The 20,210-nt window shown below is 47.0% G+C and carries 27 protein-coding genes; 2 read left to right on the top strand and 25 right to left on the bottom strand.

The features are described 5' to 3' along the window. Positions 1 to 25: 25 nt before the first annotated feature. From rpmD to rpsL, 23 genes are read right to left on the bottom strand one after another with little or no spacing between them, the layout of a single operon-like run. Positions 26 to 205 carry a 50S ribosomal protein L30 gene (gene rpmD, locus AB6811_RS03685; RefSeq protein WP_369489099.1) on the bottom strand — a complete coding sequence of 60 codons (180 nt, stop codon included), beginning with the start codon at positions 203 to 205 and terminating at the stop codon, positions 26 to 28. Positions 206 to 217: 12 nt separating this feature from the next. After that, positions 218 to 739, bottom strand: a complete 522-nt coding sequence (rpsE, locus tag AB6811_RS03680; protein ID WP_369489098.1) for a 30S ribosomal protein S5 — start codon at positions 737 to 739, stop codon at positions 218 to 220. Positions 740 to 744: 5 nt separating this feature from the next. Further along, positions 745 to 1,104 carry a 50S ribosomal protein L18 gene (rplR, locus tag AB6811_RS03675; protein ID WP_369489097.1) on the bottom strand — a complete coding sequence of 120 codons (360 nt, stop codon included), beginning with the start codon at positions 1,102 to 1,104 and terminating at the stop codon, positions 745 to 747. A gap of 22 nt (positions 1,105 to 1,126) precedes the next feature. After that, positions 1,127 to 1,681: a 50S ribosomal protein L6 gene (gene rplF, locus AB6811_RS03670; protein ID WP_369489096.1), complete on the bottom strand. Its 555-nt coding sequence runs from the start codon at positions 1,679 to 1,681 to the stop codon at positions 1,127 to 1,129. 21 nt (positions 1,682 to 1,702) lie between these two features. Further along, positions 1,703 to 2,098 carry a 30S ribosomal protein S8 gene (gene rpsH / locus AB6811_RS03665; protein WP_369489359.1) on the bottom strand — a complete coding sequence of 132 codons (396 nt, stop codon included), beginning with the start codon at positions 2,096 to 2,098 and terminating at the stop codon, positions 1,703 to 1,705. A 26-nt stretch (positions 2,099 to 2,124) separates the two neighbouring features. Next, positions 2,125 to 2,394 (bottom strand): 30S ribosomal protein S14, encoded by a 270-nt coding sequence (rpsN, locus tag AB6811_RS03660; RefSeq protein ID WP_369489095.1) that lies wholly within the window; start codon positions 2,392 to 2,394, stop codon positions 2,125 to 2,127. Between the two features lie 3 nt (positions 2,395 to 2,397). Further along, a complete protein-coding gene (rplE, locus tag AB6811_RS03655; protein ID WP_369489094.1) occupies positions 2,398 to 2,955 on the bottom strand; it encodes a 50S ribosomal protein L5 in 558 nt (185 codons plus the stop codon). Beyond that, complete coding sequence (rplX, locus tag AB6811_RS03650; RefSeq protein ID WP_369489093.1) at positions 2,955 to 3,275, bottom strand: 50S ribosomal protein L24; 321 nt, start codon at positions 3,273 to 3,275, stop codon at positions 2,955 to 2,957. Before rplX ends, rplE begins: the two co-directional genes overlap by 1 nt. A gap of 20 nt (positions 3,276 to 3,295) precedes the next feature. Then, positions 3,296 to 3,661, bottom strand: coding sequence for a 50S ribosomal protein L14 (gene rplN, locus AB6811_RS03645; RefSeq protein WP_369489092.1), 366 nt, complete (start codon positions 3,659 to 3,661; stop codon positions 3,296 to 3,298). A 2-nt stretch (positions 3,662 to 3,663) separates the two neighbouring features. Beyond that, a complete protein-coding gene (gene rpsQ / locus AB6811_RS03640; RefSeq protein WP_369489091.1) occupies positions 3,664 to 3,936 on the bottom strand; it encodes a 30S ribosomal protein S17 in 273 nt (90 codons plus the stop codon). A 12-nt stretch (positions 3,937 to 3,948) separates the two neighbouring features. Further along, complete coding sequence (gene rpmC / locus AB6811_RS03635; RefSeq protein ID WP_369489090.1) at positions 3,949 to 4,149, bottom strand: 50S ribosomal protein L29; 201 nt, start codon at positions 4,147 to 4,149, stop codon at positions 3,949 to 3,951. A gap of 7 nt (positions 4,150 to 4,156) precedes the next feature. Next, entirely contained in the window at positions 4,157 to 4,585 is a 429-nt protein-coding gene (gene rplP / locus AB6811_RS03630) for a 50S ribosomal protein L16 (protein ID WP_369489089.1), read from the bottom strand. 31 nt (positions 4,586 to 4,616) lie between these two features. Beyond that, positions 4,617 to 5,354, bottom strand: coding sequence for a 30S ribosomal protein S3 (gene rpsC / locus AB6811_RS03625; RefSeq protein ID WP_369489088.1), 738 nt, complete (start codon positions 5,352 to 5,354; stop codon positions 4,617 to 4,619). A 7-nt stretch (positions 5,355 to 5,361) separates the two neighbouring features. Continuing rightward, complete coding sequence (rplV, locus tag AB6811_RS03620; protein WP_369489087.1) at positions 5,362 to 5,775, bottom strand: 50S ribosomal protein L22; 414 nt, start codon at positions 5,773 to 5,775, stop codon at positions 5,362 to 5,364. A gap of 23 nt (positions 5,776 to 5,798) precedes the next feature. Continuing rightward, positions 5,799 to 6,068 carry a 30S ribosomal protein S19 gene (gene rpsS / locus AB6811_RS03615; protein ID WP_369489086.1) on the bottom strand — a complete coding sequence of 90 codons (270 nt, stop codon included), beginning with the start codon at positions 6,066 to 6,068 and terminating at the stop codon, positions 5,799 to 5,801. Positions 6,069 to 6,087: 19 nt separating this feature from the next. After that, positions 6,088 to 6,912 (bottom strand): 50S ribosomal protein L2, encoded by an 825-nt coding sequence (gene rplB, locus AB6811_RS03610; protein WP_369489085.1) that lies wholly within the window; start codon positions 6,910 to 6,912, stop codon positions 6,088 to 6,090. A 5-nt stretch (positions 6,913 to 6,917) separates the two neighbouring features. Beyond that, entirely contained in the window at positions 6,918 to 7,208 is a 291-nt protein-coding gene (rplW, locus tag AB6811_RS03605; RefSeq protein ID WP_369489084.1) for a 50S ribosomal protein L23, read from the bottom strand. A 12-nt stretch (positions 7,209 to 7,220) separates the two neighbouring features. Next, positions 7,221 to 7,853 (bottom strand): 50S ribosomal protein L4, encoded by a 633-nt coding sequence (rplD, locus tag AB6811_RS03600; protein ID WP_369489083.1) that lies wholly within the window; start codon positions 7,851 to 7,853, stop codon positions 7,221 to 7,223. After that, positions 7,853 to 8,470, bottom strand: coding sequence for a 50S ribosomal protein L3 (gene rplC / locus AB6811_RS03595; protein ID WP_369489082.1), 618 nt, complete (start codon positions 8,468 to 8,470; stop codon positions 7,853 to 7,855). Before rplC ends, rplD begins: the two co-directional genes overlap by 1 nt. A 25-nt stretch (positions 8,471 to 8,495) precedes the next feature. Then, positions 8,496 to 8,801, bottom strand: a complete 306-nt coding sequence (gene rpsJ, locus AB6811_RS03590) for a 30S ribosomal protein S10 (protein WP_369489081.1) — start codon at positions 8,799 to 8,801, stop codon at positions 8,496 to 8,498. Positions 8,802 to 8,823: 22 nt separating this feature from the next. After that, positions 8,824 to 10,941 carry an elongation factor G gene (fusA, locus tag AB6811_RS03585; protein WP_369489080.1) on the bottom strand — a complete coding sequence of 706 codons (2,118 nt, stop codon included), beginning with the start codon at positions 10,939 to 10,941 and terminating at the stop codon, positions 8,824 to 8,826. A 31-nt stretch (positions 10,942 to 10,972) separates the two neighbouring features. Continuing rightward, positions 10,973 to 11,449, bottom strand: a complete 477-nt coding sequence (rpsG, locus tag AB6811_RS03580) for a 30S ribosomal protein S7 (protein ID WP_369489079.1) — start codon at positions 11,447 to 11,449, stop codon at positions 10,973 to 10,975. 29 nt (positions 11,450 to 11,478) lie between these two features. Then, on the bottom strand, positions 11,479 to 11,859 hold the full coding sequence (rpsL, locus tag AB6811_RS03575) for a 30S ribosomal protein S12 (RefSeq protein ID WP_369489078.1): 381 nt from the start codon (positions 11,857 to 11,859) through the stop codon (positions 11,479 to 11,481). A gap of 407 nt (positions 11,860 to 12,266) precedes the next feature. Here rpsL and fusA2 point away from each other — a divergent pair, with 407 nt between their 5' ends. Beyond that, on the top strand, positions 12,267 to 14,423 hold the full coding sequence (fusA2, locus tag AB6811_RS03570) for an elongation factor G2 (RefSeq protein ID WP_369489077.1): 2,157 nt from the start codon (positions 12,267 to 12,269) through the stop codon (positions 14,421 to 14,423). Between the two features lie 81 nt (positions 14,424 to 14,504). Next, entirely contained in the window at positions 14,505 to 14,963 is a 459-nt protein-coding gene (locus AB6811_RS03565) for a peptidylprolyl isomerase (RefSeq protein WP_369489076.1), read from the top strand. Positions 14,964 to 15,843: 880 nt separating this feature from the next. Here AB6811_RS03565 and scpA read toward each other — a convergent pair. Next, positions 15,844 to 17,979: a methylmalonyl-CoA mutase gene (gene scpA, locus AB6811_RS03560; RefSeq protein ID WP_369489075.1), complete on the bottom strand. Its 2,136-nt coding sequence runs from the start codon at positions 17,977 to 17,979 to the stop codon at positions 15,844 to 15,846. A gap of 32 nt (positions 17,980 to 18,011) precedes the next feature. Further along, entirely contained in the window at positions 18,012 to 19,895 is a 1,884-nt protein-coding gene (locus AB6811_RS03555; protein ID WP_369489074.1) for a methylmalonyl-CoA mutase family protein, read from the bottom strand. Between the last annotated feature and the right edge of the window lie 315 nt (positions 19,896 to 20,210).

Below are 20,210 nucleotides of genomic sequence, written 5' to 3'. Positions count from 1 at the left end.
ACCTTACAATCGTTAGTTGTTATACCTATTGCTCTTCAATTCGCACAAGGTGACGCACCTTAGCAATCATACCCATAACCTGTGGGGTAGCCTCTACCTCAACGGTATGATGCATACGGCGGATTCCCAGCGAACGAAGTGTTAAGCGTTGCCCTTCGGGGCGGCCAATAACGCTACGTATCTGTGTTACTTTAATCTTTGCCATAGTCATCAGTTTTTATCCGTTGAATACTTTTTTAAGGTCAACCCCACGCTGCTGGGCCACGGTGTGAGCATCGCGCAGTTCAAGCAATGCCATAACGGTAGCCTTAACCAGGTTGTGAGGGTTTGATGAGCCTTTTGATTTTGCAAGTACGTCGGTTACACCCACGCTCTCAAGCACGGCGCGCATAGCACCACCAGCCTTAACACCGGTACCGTGCGAAGCAGGTTTAATCAGCACCTTGGCACCACCAAACTTGGCTTCCTGTTCGTGGGGGATAGTACCCTTTAGTATGGGTACCTTAACCAGATTCTTTTTAGCATCCTCAATACCCTTGGCTATGGCAGCGGTTACTTCGCTAGCTTTACCTAAGCCATACCCTACTACGCCATTCTCATTACCTACTACAACAATGGCTGAGAAGCTGAAAGTTCTACCACCCTTGGTTACCTTGGTTACGCGCTGAATGCTAACCAGCCTGTCCTTGAGCTCAAGGTCGCTGGCTTTTACTCTTCGTATGTTGGTATTCTGTGACATCGTGCTTAGAATTTAAGTCCACCTTCTCTTGCGGCATCAGCTAAAGCCTTAACGCGGCCATGGTATAGGTTACCACCACGGTCAAACACCACACTCTCAATACCCTTAGCCATGGCGTTTTTAGCGGCAAGCTGTCCAACAAGTCGGGCTTGTTCGGTTTTAGTAATATTTTTTTTCTCTGCAATCTCTTTTGACATCGAAGAGGCCGATGCTAGTGTTACACCATTGATATCGTCAATAAACTGAACGTATATGTTGGTGTTGCTCCTGAAAACCGACATACGAGGTTTTTGAGCTGTTCCCGAAACTCTTTTGCGGATTCGTCTGCGAATGCGCAACTTTCTTTCCAATTTACTTAAAGCCATATCTCTCTTTCAGTTTTACGGGTTATACACTAGCCGACTTACCAGCTTTCTTACGTACAACTTCACCCACAAAGCGAATACCTTTACCCTTATATGGCTCAGGCTTACGAAGCGAGCGGATCTTAGCGGCAACCTGACCTAAGAGCTGCTTATCAATGCTCTTCAGAATGACCTTGGGGTTACCCTTTTTCTCGGTAATGGCTTCAACCTTTATTTCTTTGGGCATCTCAAAGTAGATGTCGTGGGAGAAACCAAGGCTCATCTCAAGGATTTGACCTTTAACTTCGGCCTTGTAACCAACACCCACAAGTTCCTGCTGTACCTCAAAGCCCTTGGATACACCAATTACCATGTTGTTGATAAGGGCACGGTATAGCCCATGTAGCGAACGGTGACGCTTATGATCAGTTGGTCTGGAGAGAACAACTTCATTTCCCTCTACCTTTACGGTGATATCCGGATCAACTTTTTGCTTTAGTTCTCCGAGAGGGCCTTTCACGCTTACCACATTATCGGCGCTAATGCTAACGCTTACTCCTTGTGGTAAGTTTACAGGTTTTTTTCCTATTCTCGACATTAGTTTAAAAATTATACTGGATTAGTAAACATAGCAAACCACTTCACCACCAATATTCTTGGCGCGAGCCTCCTTGTCGGTCATCAACCCTTGCGATGTGCTGATAATAGCAATACCCAGGCCATTTAACACGCGGGGAAGATCTTTTGCGTTGCTGTAGCGACGCAAGCCGGGAGTACTAACGCGTTCCAAGTGCTTGATGGCACATGCCTTAGTCTCAGGATGATACTTAAGAGCGATTTTAATAATGCCCTGCTTGCCATCATCCTCAAATTTATAGTTTAGTATGTACCCCTTATCGAAAAGAATCTTGGTGATATCCTTCTTCATATTCGAAGCGGGTACCTCAACAACCCGGTGACGAGCCATCACGGCGTTACGAATTCGGGTTAGGTAATCTGCAATTGGGTCGGTAATCATTGCTTCGTTTTATTATTAAAATTCTACCAACTAGCTTTCTTAACACCAGGAATTAAGCCTTTTGAGGCCATTTCGCGGAAGGTGATACGGCTGATGCCAAATTGGCGCATATACCCTCTGGGCCTTCCGGTTAACATGCAACGATTACGCAAACGGATGGGGTTAGAGTTACGGGGTAACTTCTGAAGCCCAACGTAATCGCCTTCCTCTTTGAGCTTAGCTCTCTTCTCGGCGTATTTTGCAACGAGTTTCGCACGGCGAACCTCACGCGCTTTCATTGACTCTTTTGCCATAGTCTATTCCTTTTTAGCATTTTTAAAAGGTAACCCAAACTCACGAAGAAGTGCATAAGCCTCCTCGTCGTTCTCCGATGTGGTTACGAAAGTGATCTCAGCACCCAGAATCTTGCTCACCTTATCGATGTCAATCTCAGGGAAAATAATTTGTTCCTGAATGCCAAGGGTGTAATTTCCACGGCCGTCGAACTTGTCGTTAATTCCCTTAAAGTCGCGAATACGCGGCAAGGAAACGTTGATTAAACGCTCAAGGAACTCATACATTCTTTCGCGGCGGAGGGTAACCTTAAGCCCAATGGGAACCCCCTTACGGAGCTTAAAGTTTGATATATCCTTACGCGAGTAGGTTTGAACTGCCTTTTGACCGGCAATCATGGTGAGTTCTGCCTGTGCCTGCTCAATGAGTTTGCGATCGGCTACTGCTTGTCCTATCCCTTGGTTGATCACTATTTTTTCCAACCGGGGAACCTGCATCACGCTCTTGTAGTTGAACTGTTTCATGAGCGCGGGGACAATCTCCTCCCTATACTTTTTCTTTAGGGTTGGTACGTATTCCATTACTTAATCTCCTCTCCTGATTTTTTAGAGTAACGAACAAGTTTACCCTGGTCGTTCAACCGACGACCGATGCGGGTTGGCTTGCCAGTGGTGGGGTCAACCAGCATTAGGTTTGAAATATGAATTGGGGCTTCCTTTTTGATAATTCCACCCTGAGGGTTTTTGGAATTGGGTTTGGTATGCCTCGATACCATGTTAGCACCCTCAACAATTGCACGGTTCTCCTTTACGAGCACACTGAGTACGCGACCCTGGTGGCCTTTAGATTCACCGGAGATTACGTAAACCATATCCCCTTTCTTGATGTGTAACTTTGCCATAATTCTTCAGTTATTGGGGTTTATAACACCTCAGGTGCAAGTGAAACAATCTTCATGTAATTATCACGTAGTTCCCTGGCAACCGGGCCAAAGATACGAGTTCCACGAATTTCGCCCTGGTTGTTAAGCAGTACGCAAGCATTATCGTCGAAACGGATGTATGAGCCATCCGGACGGCGGATCTCCTTCTTGGTACGAACCACTACGGCCTTTGAAACGGTACCTTTCTTGATATCACCACCTGGTATGGCACTCTTTACGGTAACCACTATCTTATCGCCTATACGGGCGTAGCGTTTACCGGTACCTCCCAGTACCCTGATGCAGAGCACTTCCTTAGCTCCGCTATTATCAGCTACTACTAGTCTACTTTCCTGCTGTATCATGACTACTTAGCCTTTTCAATGATTTCAACTAACCTCCAGCGTTTGAGCTTGCTAAGAGGGCGAGTTTCCATGATGCGAACCAAATCGCCAACCTCGCATACATTATTCTCGTCGTGAGCGTAAAACTTGGTGGTTTTATTTACAAACTTTCCGTAAATGGGGTGCTTTACCTTACGCTTTACGGCAACAACAATAGACTTTTGCATCTTGTTGCTTACCACCACGCCAATACGCTCCTTACGGTTATTTCTCTTTACTTCGTTTACTTGTTCCATAGCTACAACGCATTACTTGTTTTGACTGAGCTTCCGCTGGTTCAGGACGGTTTTCAACCTGGCAATGTTCCTGCGGGTCTCTTTAATTTTCATTGGATTATCCAAAGGAGATATGCTATGGTTCAACCTTAGCTTAAGCAGGTTGGTTTTTTCCAGCTCAATACGCTCAAGAATCTCCTTATCAGTGAACTCTCTAATTTCTGCTGCTTTCATGGCTCAATTAGTTTGAAGGTTCAACAAAGTCCGGACGGACAACAAACTTAGTAGTAATAGGGAGCTTCTGAGCTGCCAGGCGCAATGCTTCCTTTGCAACCTCGTAGGGTACGCCGTCGCACTCAAACAGAATGCGGCCGGGAGTAACCGGAGCAACGAACCCCTCAGGAGCACCTTTACCTTTACCCATACGTACCTCGGCAGGTTTCTTGGTAATGGGCTTATCGGGGAAAATTCTGATCCAGATCTGACCTTCACGCTTCATGTAACGGGTCACGGCCTGGCGGGCAGCCTCAATCTGACGGCTTGTGATCCAGCTCGCCTCAAGGGCTTTAATTCCAAATGAACCGAATGCCAACTGGTTTCCACGTTGAGCAGTCCCTTTCATTTTTCCCTTTTGCTGCCTTCTGTATTTTGTTTTCTTTGGCTGTAACATTTCGCTAATGCTTTAGTGTTTATACACCTTACTATTTCTTTTTCTTAGCACGAGGACGTGAACCTCCCTTAGGTGCCGGTTTTGCCTTTTTCTCGGCTACGTTTGTAGCGCTCCTTGTACCAATGTTTGGTGAAAGATCGCGCTTACCGTAAACAATACCGTTGCAAATCCAGGTCTTAATACCTATAACGCCAACCTTGGTGTGAGCCTCAGCTAGGGCGTAATCGATATCGGCACGGAAGGTATGCAGGGGAATTCGTCCCTCCTTGTAGGTTTCAGAGCGTGCCATTTCAGCGCCACCCAAGCGGCCAGAAATTTGCACCTTAATACCCTCAGCCCCCATCCTCATGGTTGAGGCAATGGCTGTTTTAATAGCCCTACGATAAGAGATGCGTCCTTCAATTTGGCGAGCAATGTTGTTACCTACGATAACAGCATCAATTTCGGGGCGCTTCACCTCAAAGATATTGATTTGAACATCCTTGTTGGTAATCTTACGTAGTTCCTCGCGTAGCTTATCCACTTCCTGTCCGCCCTTACCAATAATGATACCTGGGCGAGCAGTATGTATGGTTACGGTTATCAGCTTCAGGGTACGCTCAATAACTATTTTTGAGAGGCTGGCCTTGGCAAGCCTAGCATTCAGGTAGTCGCGGATTTTGCTATCCTCAACCAATTTCTGAGCGTATTTTTTACCTCCGTACCAGTTGGAATCCCATCCACGGATGATTCCTAAACGGTTTGCTATTGGATTAACTTTCTGTCCCATGTAGCTGTTAGTTGTTTGATTCGTTATTAACTGCGCTATCAACCACAACGGTTACGTGGTTTGAGCGTTTACGGATGCGGTGAGCGCGTCCCTGTGGTGCTGTACGAATACGTTTAAGCATTCTGCCCTGATCAACAAAGATCTCCTTGATGAAAAGGTTGGCATCCTCAATGCGTACGTTCTCGTTTTTAGCTTTCCAGTTAGCAACTGCTGAAAGGATGAGCTTGTGTACATCCTTTGCGGCATCCTTGCGGCTGAATTTAAGTATGTTGAGCGCTGTGTTTACGTCTTTACCACGAACCAGGTCAACCACCAAGCGCATCTTACGGGGCGAAGATGGACAGTTGCGTAAGCGAGCAACTGCTTTGTTTTTCCTCTCCGCTTTAAGCCTCTCGGCCATGTTATGTTTTCTTGCACCCATCTCTTTTTCCTTTTATCAATTCACTATTTGTTCTTATTACCAGCATGGCCACGGAAGGTGCGGGTGGGAGCAAACTCGCCCAGCTTATGACCTACCATGTTTTCGGTAATGTACACAGGAATGAACTTATTCCCGTTGTGAACTGCTATGGTGTGTCCAACAAAATCGGGAGATATCATGGAAGCCCTTGACCAAGTCTTGATAACAGACTTCTTGTTGGTTTCGTTCATCTGAATGACACGCTTTTCCAACTTGTAGTCAATAAAGGGACCTTTTTTTAGTGACCTACTCATACTTACAGTTTTTTACAAATTACTTTTTCCTGCGTTCAATGATGAACTTGCTGCTGTGTTTCTTCTTAGAACGAGTCTTGTAACCCTTAGCAGGAATACCCTTACGTGAGCGTGGGTGTCCTCCTGAGGCACGTCCTTCACCACCACCCATTGGGTGATCAACAGGGTTCATGGCAACACCACGGGTGCGAGGACGACGACCTAACCAGCGGCTACGTCCGGCTTTTCCGGATTTTTCCAATGCGTGGTCAGAGTTCGACACGCTACCAATGGTGGCTCTACACTCGTTAAGTACCATGCGGGTTTCGCCGCTAGGCAGCTTTATGATAGCGTACTTCCCCTCACGGGCTAGGAGCTGAGCATACGATCCTGCGCTACGTGCCATGCAAGCACCACGGCCGGGGTAGAGCTCGATGTTGTGGATAATGGTACCTAGGGGTATTTCGCCAAGGTAAAGGGTATTACCCACCTCAGGAGCTACTCCGCGACCCGACATGATGGTTTGGCCTACCTTGAGCCCTGCAGGGGCTACAATGTAGCGCTTCTCGCCATCGGGGTACTCAACCAGCGCAATACGTGCAGTGCGGTTGGGATCGTACTCAATAGTCTTTACTACAGCAGGCTCATTGTCACGGTTGCGCAGGAAATCTATTAATCTGTATCTGCGCTTGTGGCCTCCCCCTATATATCGCATGGTCCTTCGGCCTTGGTTATTGCGACCACCAGTCTTTTTCAGGGGGACTAGTAACGACTTCTCAGGTTTGTTTGTCGTAATGTCATCGAACAAACCTATAATCTTGTGTCTCTGTCCTGGTGTAACAGGTTTTAGTTTCCGTACAGCCATCTTAGTTAAATGTTGCTATAAAAATCAATCTTATCTCCTTCCTTAAGCGTTACGATAGCCTTTTTGTAGCTATTGGTACGACCCACCAATACACCGGTACGGGTGTAGCGGGACTTAACTTTACCAGCATAACGCATAGTATTCACTGAGTCAACGGTTACCCCGTATAGTTCCTCTATCGCCTTCTTTATCTGTAACTTATTAGCTCTCTTATCCACGATAAAGCCGTATTGGTTCAGCTTATCGGTTAAGCGCTCCATCTTTTCAGTTACAACTGGTTTTATCAGTATATCCATGGCGCTTCCTTATTATGATACCTTAAACATTTTGTTCAGAGCATCTACAGAACTCTCAGTTAACACTAACATATTAGCATTTAGAATATCGTAAGTGTTTACTGATGAGGCAATTGCAGCCGTTTGCTTCTGTAAATTTCTGGACGACAAATATATATTTTTATTTGGCTCGCCCAACAAGAAGAGTGTTTTTTTGTCGGCTACGTTCAGGTTCTTGCAGATATTTAAAAATTCCTTGGTTTTTGGAGTATCTAAGTTGAAGTCTTCAATAACAAGCAGAGCATTCTCCTTAACCTTGTATGCAAGAGCGCTCTTACGAGCCAGCTGCTTAACCTTCTTGTTTAGCTTAAAGCTATAATCGCGTGGAACGGGACCAAAAATACGTCCACCACCACGGAACAAGGGCGACTTGATGCTACCTGCACGAGCAGTACCGGTACCCTTTTGGCGTTTTAGCTTACGGGTACTACCGGAAACCTCGTTACGCTGTTTGGATTTGTGCGTACCCTGACGACGGTTTGCTAGTATTTGCTTAACGTCGAGGTAAATGGCATGGTCGTTGGGTTCGATACCAAAAATCGAGTCTTCCAACTGAATAGTCCTGCCGGTTTCCTGTCCTTGTATGTTAAGTACCTTGATTTCCATTACTTCTCAATAATTATGTAAGAACCCTTTGCCCCTGGAATCGATCCTTTAACGAGTAAAAGATTGCTCTCAGGGATAACCTTAAGAACACGTAGGTTGATGATTTTCACCCTTTCGCCTCCGGTACGGCCTGCCAAACGCTTGCCTGGAAGTACACGTGAAGGGAACGAAGATGCACCCATAGAACCCGGGTGACGCTGACGGTTATGCTGACCGTGGGTTCTTCCGCCCACTCCACTAAAGCCGTGGCGCTTTACAACACCTTGGAATCCTTTACCTTTGGTTATACCAACTACGTCAACCCAGTTGTCGTTAGCAAAGAGGTCAACGGTTACTACATCGCCAAGCTGTAATCCTTCCCAATCGCGGAATTCAACCAACTTACGCTTTGGGGTAGTGTTGGCTTTCTTAAAATGGCCGAGCATAGGCCTGCTGGTGTGTTTCTCCTTTTTGTCATCATAGGCAAGCTGAATGGCTGTATAACCATCGGTTTCAGCGCTTTTTACCTGTGTGACAACGCAAGGACCAGCCTCAATTACGGTGCAGGGGATATTCTTACCGTCCTCACCGAATACGGAAGTCATTCCGATTTTACGTCCAATTAATCCTTGTGGCATTGTCTTTCTAATTTACAATTCACACTCATACTTTAATCTCTACTTCGACTCCACTGGGAAGTTCGAGCTTCATCAGAGCATCGATAGTCTTCGCATTGGAGCTGTAGATATCGAGCAAACGCTTATAGGAGCTGAGTTCAAATTGCTCCCTCGACTTCTTGTTAACGAATGTTGAACGGTTAACCGTAAAAATCCGCTTATGTGTTGGAAGCGGAATTGGACCGCTCACCACAGCGCCTGTAGCCTTGACCGTTTTCACGATCTTTTCGGCCGACTTATCAACCAGGTTGTGGTCGTACGATTTGAGTTTAATTCTAATCTTTTGGCTCATTGTACTTATCGGATAAAAGTAATTATTCAATTTCCTTTAGCTCTTTGCCCTTGGATTTCTCAATCACCTCCTTAGCAATGTTAGCGGGTACTTCGGCGTAATGGGAGAACTCCATGGTTGAAGTGGCGCGTCCGGAGGTTAGGGTGCGGAGTACGGTTACGTACCCAAACATCTCTGCAAGGGGAACCTTAGCCTTAACCACTCGGGCGTTACCCTTCGATTCCATTCCGGCAATTTGGCCACGACGTTTGTTGAGGTCACCAATTACATCGCCCATGTTTTCCTCGGGGGTAACCACCTCTACATTCATGATTGGCTCAAGTAAAACCGGAGCGGCTTTTGGACCTGCTGCGCGGAATCCGTAACGGGCAGCTATTTCGAACGAGAGTGCATCGGAGTCAACCGGGTGGAACGAGCCATCCTTGAGTACCACCTTCATGCTGGGGATGGCATAGCCGGCGAGTACGCCGTTGCTCATGGCTAGCTCAAAGCCCTTCTGTACTGAGGGGATAAATTCACGGGGAATATTACCACCCTTAACCTCATCAATAAACTGCAGTCCGGTTACGCCTTCGTCTGCAGGACCCATTTCAAAAATAATATCGGCAAACTTACCCTTTCCACCAGTTTGCTTCTTGAACACCTCGCGGTGCGAAACGCTCTTGGTAAATGCCTCGCGGTAAGCTACCTGAGGTGCGCCCTGGTTAATCTCAACATTGAACTCGCGACGTAGGCGGTCGACAATGATCTCGAGGTGTAACTCACCCATACCGCTAATCACGGTTTGACCGCTATCGGGGTCGGTGTTTACACGGAATGTGGGGTCTTCCTCGGCTAACTTGTTAAGCGCAACGCCAAGCTTATCCAAATCCTTTTGGGTTTTGGGCTCAATAGCTAAACCAATTACAGGCTCAGGGAAAGTCATGGCCTCAAGGGCAATTGGTTTTTCCTCCAAGCAAAGGGTATCGCCAGTTCTAATATCTTTAAAACCAACCGCAGCACAAATATCGCCAGCCTCGCAAAACTCAATTGGGTTCTGCTTGTTGGCATGCATCTGGTAAATACGGCTAATACGCTCCTTTTTGCCGGTACGGGTGTTAAAAACATAACTACCGCTATCAATCTTTCCGGAGTAAACCCTGATGAAGGCCAAACGGCCTACAAAGGGATCGGTAGCAATTTTGAATGCTAAACCGCAGAAAGGCTGATCGATGTAGGGTTTACGAACCTCTTCTTTATCGGTATTAGGATTTGTACCAACCACATCGCCCTTATCGAGAGGGCTGGGAAGGAAGGCAACAACTGCATCGAGCAGGTGTTGTACACCCTTATTCTTGAACGACGATCCGCAAAGAACCGGAATAATCGACATGTCGATTGTTGCCTTACGGATAGTTTCAATAATCTCCTGCTTGGTAATGGAATCGGGGTCTTCAAAGAAACGCTCAAGGAGCTCATCGTTGTACGATGCAACTGCCTCAATAAGCTTGGCACGCCAATCGTCAACCTCGTCCTTCATGTTGGCAGGAACCGGTTCCAAACGGTAGTTGGTAGCCTTAAGCTTTTCGTCCTCAAAGAAAACTACGGCCTTATTCTCAATAAGATCGATTATGCCGTTGAAGTTATCTTCGGCTCCAATAGGGAGCTGAATGGGAATTGGGTTTGCACCTAACTTGTCCTTAATTTCCTGAACAACCCCAAGGAAATCGGCACCCACACGGTCCATCTTGTTAACATAGGCAATGCGGGGAACCCTGTACTTATCGGCTTGGCGCCAAACGGTTTCGCTTTGGGGCTCAACACCACCCACGGCACAGAAAGTGGCAATGGCGCCATCGAGTACACGGAGTGAACGCTCCACCTCAACGGTAAAGTCCACGTGTCCTGGGGTGTCGATAATGTTTATTTGATACTGCTTATTCTCGTAGTTCCAAAAAGTTGTAGTAGCGGCTGAGGTGATAGTGATACCACGCTCCTGCTCCTGCACCATCCAGTCCATTGTTGCAGCCCCATCGTGTACCTCACCAATTTTGTGAGTTTTACCTGTATAAAACAGGATACGCTCGGTAGTTGTTGTTTTACCGGCGTCGATGTGGGCCATAATCCCAATATTCCGAGTGAATCTTAAATCTCTGCTCATCTATCTCCTACCTTCCTCGTGCTATTTGGTTTTAGAAACGGAAATGTGCAAAAGCCTTGTTAGCTTCAGCCATCTTATGCATATCCTCCTTACGCTTGAAAGCACCACCTTCCTGGTTGTAAGCAGCAATAATCTCAGCAGCAAGCTTTTCGCTCATACCCTTACCGGCGCGCTTACGGGCAAAAAGTATGAGGTTTTTCATGGAGAGTGAGATTTTACGCTCAGGACGGACCTCGGTGGGAACCTGGAAAGTAGCACCACCCACCCTGCGGCTCTTAACCTCAACCTGTGGGGTAACGTTTTCAAGGGCAATCTTCCAGATTTCAAGGGGCGATTTTTCGCTGTCCTTCATTCTTTTACCAACTATATCAAGTGCATTGTAAAAGATTTCGAAGGCAATACTCTTCTTACCCGTTACCATTAAGTTGTTCACAAACTTGGTAACCATTACATCGCCGAACTTGGGATCGGGTAAGATAATCCGTTTTTTTGGTTTTGCTTTTCTCATTGTTCAACCAATTCAAATGAGGTTAACTTTTACTTTTTATCTTTAGGCCTCTTGGCGCCGTACTTGGAACGGCCCTGTTTACGACCTTCTACTCCGGAAGCATCGAGTGTTCCGCGAATCAGGTGATAACGAACACCGGGCAAATCCTTTACCCTACCCCCGCGGATTAACACTATGGAGTGCTCCTGCAAGTTGTGACCTTCACCAGGAATGTAGGCGTTAACCTCCTTACCGTTAGTAAGCCTAACCCTGGCAACCTTACGCATAGCCGAATTCGGCTTCTTAGGTGTAGTGGTGTACACGCGTACACATACACCTCGTCTCTGGGGGCAAGCATCAAGGGCTGGAGCCTTGCTCTTATCCACCAGTTTAGACCTTCCTTTTCTTACTAGTTGCTGAATTGTTGGCATAAATCCAATTTATTGTTATAGTTTAAGTTTAAAAAATGGACTGCAAAGGTATTGATTTTTTTACAATTACAACAATGCAACTCAACTTTTTTGTTGATCATCAACTTTTTTGGTCGGTTTGCATTTTTGCGGGCGCAAAGGTATAGCTTTTGATTTAAAAAAACAAGCCTGATTTTTAGCAACTTGTAAAAATCATCCGCTCAATGTCCCTAAAATGTTTTACAACATAAGGCTTTTGGAAATTTTTATTTGTTGGAAACAAAATTTTACTATTTTTGGGGCTACCCCAAAAGGGTGGTACCGGTCAAGGGAATCGGTTTTAAAGGGATATACCTTTATATAAATGAATACCCGCGACTGGAAAAATTAACTAACCTGATGTTAAACCAATAATAAGCGTAAACCGCATGAAAACCTACCAAACCGAACAAATTAGGAATATCGCCTTACTGGGTAATACTGGCTCGGGCAAGACATCGCTGGCCGAGTCGATGATGTTTGAAGGTAAGGTAATTGAACGCAAGGGAACAATTGAAGGGAAGAACACCGTTTCCGATTACACCGAAATTGAACAGCAGAACCAAAGGTCAATTTTTTCAACCTTGCTATACACCGAGTTCAATAATAGCAAGCTTAACATTATTGACACCCCGGGATCCGACGACTTTGTTGGCGCCGTTATCTCATCGATGTATCCCGCCGATTTGCTGGTAATGGTTATTAACGCCCAATACGGGGTTGAGGTTGGAACCGAAATTTTCAACCGTCACGCCGAGCGTCTTCATAAGCCTATGATACTGGCCATTAACCAGCTCGACCACGATAAGGCTAACTTTGATGCTACACTCGACTCGCTAAAGCAAACCTTCGGTAATAAGGTTATTTTAGTTCAGTACCCCGTTGCTACCGGTGCTGCTTTCGATAGCTTTATCGATGTTATCACCATGAAAATGTATAAGTTTAAGGGCGATACCGGTATCCGCGAGGAACTCCCCATTCCCGATAGCGAAATGGATAAGGCCAATGAGCTTCACAATGCGCTCATTGAGGCTGCTGCCGAAAACGACGAATCGCTCATGGAGAAGTTCTTTGAGCAGGGTTTGCTCACGGAGGATGAGATGCGTTCAGGTATTTCAAAGGGTATTGCCAGCCGCAGCATTATGCCGGTTTTCTGCCTATCGGCAGCTAAAAACATTGGCACCAAGCGCCTTATGGATTTTATCATTAACGTTGGGCCAAATCCTACCCTTTCCCCGGTTCTTAAAAACAATAACGAAAAGCCCATTATCTGCGACGCCAGCGCCCCAACCTCACTTTTCATATTCAAATCGACCGTTGAGCCACACATTGGCGAAATCAGCTACTTCCGCGTAATGTCCGGTAAGGTAACCGAGGGTATGGATCTAACCAACGCCAACAACTCAACAAAGGAACGCCTTTCGCAGCTATTTGTTGTAGCAGGCAAGAACCGTAACAAGGTTTCCGAACTGGTTGCCGGCGATATAGGCGCTACCGTTAAGCTTAAAAACAGTAAAACCAACCATACACTTTGCGGACCGGGTCTGGATTTCACCTTCGACCCCATGGAATTCCCCGATCCCAAGTTCCGTACCGCAGTTAAGCCAAAGAATGAGGCCGAGGTTGAAAAGCTGGGCGAACTGCTTAACCGTGCCCACCAGGAAGACCCAACCATTCTGGTTGAACATTCCAAGGAGCTCCGTCAGATTATCATTTCAGGCCAGGGAGAATTCCACCTCAATATACTGAAGTGGCAACTTACCAACCTGCACAAGCTCGAAATTGAATACATAGCCCCGCGTATCCCGTACCGCGAAACTATTACCAAAGTAGCCCAAGCCGACTATCGTCATAAGAAACAATCGGGTGGTGCCGGTCAGTTTGGCGAGGTTCACCTTGTTATTGAGCCCTATGTTGAAGGAGCACCTGACCCCGTTAAGTACAAGGTTAACGGCAAGGAAATCAACCTCTCGATTAGGGGGAAGGAAGAGATAGACCTGGAATGGGGCGGTAAACTGGTGTTCTATAACTGCATTGTGGGTGGCGCAATTGATGCTCGCTTTATGCCTGCCATCCTCAAGGGTATTATGGAGAAGATGGAACAGGGACCCCTTACCGGTTCTTACGCCCGCGATATCCGCGTTGCCGTTTACGACGGTAAGATGCACCCGGTTGACTCAAACGAAATATCATTTAAACTCGCTGGCCGCAATGCATTCAAGAATGCATTCAAGGAAGCCGGTCCTAAGATCATGGAGCCCATTTACGATGTTGAAGTGCTTGTTCCTGCCGACCGAATGGGCGATGTGATGAGCGACCTACAGAACCGCCGAGCCATTATTATGGGCATGGGCAGCGTTAAAGGTTTTGAGGTGATTAACGCCAAGGTTCCCTTGGCTGAGCTAAACCGCTACTCCACCGCCTTATCTTCGTTAACCAGCGGTAGAGCAACCTACACCATGAAGTTTGCCTCGTACGAGCAAGTACCTGCCGATGTTCAGGAAAAACTCCTTAAGGCATACCAGGAACAGGAAGAGGAAGAATAGCCATAAGATACTCAGCAAAAGAGGGCAACCGGTTGGGATTTGCCCTCTTTTTTTTGTACCTTTGTACCAAACAAACACACCATGAGAACAGCAGAAATTCACACATCGAAAGGGGTAATGAAGGTTCGGTTCTACGAGGAGGATGCCCCCAACACCGTTGCTAACTTTGTTAAGCTATCCAAGGAAGGCTTTTACGATGGGTTAGCCTTTCACCGCGTAATCCCCAACTTTGTGATTCAGGCGGGATGCCCCTACTCCAAGGATATGACAGATCCCCGGGTAGGTACCGGTGGACCTGGCTATAAAATCAACTGCGAGCTTACCGGAAACAACCAATACCATGATCGTGGTGTTCTTTCCATGGCACACGCAGGCCGTAACACAGGTGGTTCACAATTCTTTATTTGCCACAACAGGCAAAACACCAAACATCTCGACCGCCAGCATACCTGCTTTGGTAAGGTTTACGAAGGCCTTGAAGTAATTGACGCTATCCGTGTTGGCGATAGGATTGAAAAGATTGTAATTGTTGAGGGATAAGGGTTGGTGTTTAGTGTTTAGTGTTTGGTGTTTTGTTTCGCGCTCCGAGAAATCGCATCCCAACTCTTCTGAATCATTTCTGATAGGTGAGGCTTAGGCTCCGCCTTAATGCTTCCCCATTGCGCTCCACTCTCCCTTCAGGAGAAAGGGCTTGGGTGAGGTCTTTCTCCACGAGCAACCTAGACGACCCCTCTAAATCTCCCCTGAAAGGGGAGACTTTAGCCCTGCAAAAAAGCTTCCTAATTGCCTCTCCCCTCTCCTGTCAGGAGAGGGGCGGGGGTGAGGTCGTTTTCCACGTACAACGATCGCCATCCCCAGCCCCGTAGGGGCGAAACATTTGTAACCCCATGGCTACTCCCACAAGTATAGCGGTGCACGCATTACCTTTTCCAAAGAACAACCCTGAAGCGTTGCATCGCATTGCGAAAGGGTTCCGAAGAGCAATAAAGAATTAGGTAATGAAAGTACAAAGGGATGCTTCGGCGAGCTCAGCATGACAATGTGAGTAAGGAAAAAAGGGGGATTGTCATTCCGAGCTAGTCGAGGAATCTCTCTCAGGTATAGCGAACAGCCCTGTAGGGACAAATCAACTAAGCCTAGGGTTTTAACCCTGGGTATTGTTGTATTCAAAATTTTGGGCGATGCACGTTGTACCTTTTCCAAAGAGCAATGGTGAATCGTTGCATCGCAACAAAAAAACATTACAAAGAGCGATTGCTGGAAAACAAAAGTAAAAAAGATACAGGACTTAAGGTATAAAGAGATGCTTCGGCTGTGCTCAGCATGACAGAAAGGCGTTTTAGAGGAGTTTATACTTATAAATCAGGAATAAATGAAAAAGGGTTGCAATCGCAACCCTTTTTCAGTATAAACGATGTGATTACTCTTCAAATTTTTCGAGCAGGATTTCCAAAATTTTAACGGCAGCTGAAGCCACTGAGGTTCCGGGGCCAAATATGCCCACAACGCCATGGTCGTAAAGGAACTGGTAGTCCTGAGGAGGAATAACGCCCCCAACAATAACCATGATATCGTCGCGGCCAAGTTTCTTTAATTCCTCAATTACCTGAGGAACTAGGGTCTTGTGGCCGGCAGCCAAGCTGGACACGCCAAGCACATGAACATCGTTTTCAACGGCTTGTTTAGCTGCCTCAGCAGGGGTTTGGAATAGAGGCCCAATGTCCACATCAAATCCTATATCGGCATAGCCGGTCGATACAACCTTGGCGCCACGGTCGTGGCCATCCTGCCCCATTTTGGCAATCATGATACGGGGCTGGCGTCCCTCGAGCTTAGCGAACTTTTCGCAGAGCTCACGGGCTTTCTGGTAGTTAGGATCATCCATAGATTCTGCTGAGTAAACGCCTGAAATGGAACGGATAACCGCTTTGTAACGGCCAACCACTTTCTCGCAGGCATATGATATTTCACCGAGTGTAGCACGTTTCTTGGCAGCCTCAACCGATAGTTCCAGCAGGTTACCTTCGCCGGTTTCTACGCAACGTGTAATGGCATTGAGGGCAGCTTGAACCTCTGCCTCGTTGCGTTCAGCACGGAGTTTTTGCAGGCGACGGATCTGCGCTTCGCGCACGGCGGTGTTGTCAACATCAAGTATTTCAATGGGATCTTCCTTGTCCAGGCGGTACTTGTTAACGCCAACAATGATATCCTTGCCCGAGTCGATACGTGCTTGCTTGCGGGCTGCGGCTTCCTCAATTTTCATTTTTGGAATGCCGGTCTCAATGGCTTTTGCCATACCGCCAAGCTCTTCTACCTCCTGAATAAGTTTCCATGCCTTATGGGCTATCTCGTGGGTAAGGTACTCAACGTAGTACGAACCTGCCCATGGGTCAACTGCGCGGCAAACGTTGGTTTCCTCCTGAATGTATAGCTGAGTGTTGCGGGCAATACGAGCCGAGAAATCGGTTGGAAGGGCTATGGCCTCATCGAGTGCGTTGGTGTGCAAGCTTTGAGTATGACCAAGCGCTGCTGCCATTGCCTCAATGCAGGTACGGGCTACGTTGTTAAAGGGATCCTGCTCGGTTAAGCTCCACCCCGATGTTTGGCTGTGTGTACGCAGCGCCATCGATTTGGGATTCTTGGGGTTAAACTGCTTAACAATCTTAGCCCAGAGCAAGCGTGCAGCACGCATCTTGGCTATCTCCATGAAGTGGTTCATGCCAACAGCCCAGAAAAACGATAGGCGGGGCGCAAAGGCATCTATATCAATACCAGCTTTTACACCAGTGCGCAGGTACTCAAGCCCGTCGGCAAGGGTGTATGCTAGCTCAATATCGGCAGTAGCACCGGCCTCCTGCATGTGATACCCTGAAATGGAGATGCTATTGAACTTGGGCATCTTCCTTGAGGTGTACTCAAAGATATCGGCAATAATCCGCATGGAAAATTCAGGAGGGTAAATGTAGGTGTTACGCACCATGAACTCCTTCAGGATGTCGTTCTGAATGGTTCCGCTTAGCTCCTCGAGCTTGGCACCCTGCTCAAGCGCAGCCACAATGTAGAATGCCATAACGGGAAGTACTGCGCCGTTCATGGTCATTGAAACCGACATCTTGTTGAGGGGAATGCCGTCGAAAAGGATTTTCATATCCTCTACCGAGTCGATAGCCACGCCTGCCTTACCCACGTCGCCAACTACACGCTCGTGGTCGGAGTCGTAGCCGCGATGAGTGGCTAAGTCGAATGCTACTGAAAGCCCCATCTGGCCAGCGGCCAGGTTACGGCGGTAAAAGGCATTTGATTCCTCAGCGGTTGAAAAGCCTGCATACTGTCTTACAGTCCAAGGTTTCATCACGTACATGGTGCTGTAAGGGCCGCGAAGGAAAGGCGGAATACCTGCCGCATAGTTCAGGTGCTCCATGTTTTCCAGGTCGGTTTCGGTAAAGGCAGGTTTCACCGGAATGCGTTCGGGTGTTAACCAGTCGGCCTCTACGTTTAACACACCGCTACTTTTATCGATGTGTTTTATATCTATCTTTTTAAAATCGGGTTTCATTGTTTACCTCTTATGGTTAAGTAAAATTGCAGTTACTTAATTCCCAGCATTTCCTGATACTTGAGCAGGGTATCGAGCAGGTTGCTCTTCACGCTGATGTAGTTGGCAATCCCCTTTGCCTCAAGGTCGGGTTTGCAGGCGGGCTCGCCGGCCACAACAAAAATTGCTTTGCCATTAAGCCTTTCAAAGGCTTCGGGGGCAAGTGTGGCGTACTCATCGTCGGAGCTGCAAATCACCACAATGTCGGACTTAGCATCCATTGCAGCCTTTACACCATCGTCAACAGTATTGAAACCGATGTTGTCAATAACCTCAAAGCCAGCAACGGCAAAGAAGTTACAGCTGAACTGGGCACGTGCACGACGCATGGCCAAATTGCCAAGGGTTAGCATGAACACACGTGGGCGACGGCCGCTACTATCGGTTCGGTAGCGCAACTCCTCAAAAGCCTGAGCACCACGGTAAGGAACAAGAGGTTGAGCAATAGCATCGGCTGATTTCACGGGCTTTGGACGGGTAACGGCCTCGGGTTTAACCTTGGCAAGGTCGGCAACCTCAGTAAAGTTGGGGTACTGGTTGGTTCCAAGAACGGTCTCGCGGCGCGAGGCAATATTGGCGTCGCGTTTAGCAGCAACCTCATTAATCTTTTCCTGAATAAATCCTTTTGTAAAGGCTTCGCGGAAACCTCCCTGGCTGTCAACCTCAAGGAATAGGTTCCAGGCGTACTCAGCAATTGAGATTGTAAGGTTCTCAATGTAGTAGCTGCCTGCAGCAGGATCGGCTACTTTACCAAAGTGCGACTCCTCGCGAAGCAATATTTGCTGGTTGCGGGCAATACGCTCACTGAAAGCCGAAGGCTGAGCAAATGGTGCATCGAATGGCAACACGTTGAGCGAGTCAACTCCAGCCAATACGGCGCTCATGCTCTCGGTTGTGGTGCGGAGCATGTTAACGTATGGGTCGTAAACTGTAAGGTTCCAACGGCTGGTCTCGGCATGAATGCTCATGCGGGCAGCATCCTTGCTCTTGGGGTTGTAGGCTTCAACCATTTTTGCCCAGAGCATGCGTGCAGCACGGAACTTAGCCATTTCCATGAAGTAGTTTGCTCCCACTGCAAAGTTGAAACGGATACGAGCTGCTAACTCATCGATACCAAACCCCTTGTCGGTTAGGGCGTTTAGGTAATCACTTGCCATGGCAAGGCCAAAGGCCAACTCCTGAACAGCCGAGGAGCCACTGTTGTGGAATACATGGGCGTTAACACCAATAACCCTGAAGTTTGGGAAACTCTTTACGGCGTTTAGCACGTTCACCAAACCCTGGTACGAGGCATCGTTCTCGCAGCAGAATTTGCCTTTAAGCGCAAAAGTTGTGAGCGGGCTGTAATCAATAGAACCTTTGATATCGGTTGGCTTTACGCCCGACTGTTCAAAAAACTTGATAATGAAAGGAAGCGCCTTGGCTGATGCTGATCCCCCTGTAAAGTTAACCTCCACCCTTGAAAGGTCGATATCCTTAAGCAATCGGCTAATGGAGTCGTATGAGGGTTCACAGTCGCTACATAGGTTAAAACCTAACGATTCCACACCGCGGTTCAGCATGTCGATTGCTTTTCGATTGGCTTCGGTGGGTTTGTCGAGGCATACCTCAAAATCCTGACGGATGAGCCAAGGATTACCTTTTTGATGGTTACCCCTTACAAACGGGAAATCGCCCGGTTTAACATGAACTGTTTCAAGGTTTGCAAGATCCTCGGAGCGGTAGTATGGCCTAACGCTGAACCCCTCGAGCGTTTTCCATACCAACTTTTTATCGTAGTCGGCTCCTTTCAAATCCTCGCGGATTACCGCTTCCCACTCAGCTGTTGAAACCGGCGGAAATTCGGTAAAAAGCTTCTCGTTGCTTTTTTCTGCCATAATCAGACTTTTAGGATTTTTGATTTGCAAATTTAACAATTGCTACAATAGCAGCCTGTTAATTTGGGGTGATAATTAAGCGAATAATGCTATTAAGCATAAAAATTGGTCGCGGTAGGGTTAAACAGGCTTAACACTTTTCAGCATAACAGTAGCAGGGTTGCAGTTGTAAGTTTCATAATTGCAATATGTGTTCTGGTTTTTATTGGCCTATGTGGCTATTAAAAAATAATTCATAATTCAATGTCGTTTAGTTAAGCAAAAGGATAGGAATAGCTCATACAGAATAGGATATAGGGGAAAATAGTTCTTTGA

It is taken from the genome of Tenuifilum sp. 4138str (assembly GCF_041102575.1).
Lineage (GTDB): Bacteria > Bacteroidota > Bacteroidia > Bacteroidales > Tenuifilaceae > Tenuifilum > Tenuifilum osseticum.
Note: the sequence above shows the minus strand (reverse complement) of the source record. Positions and strands in the feature narration are given on the sequence as shown.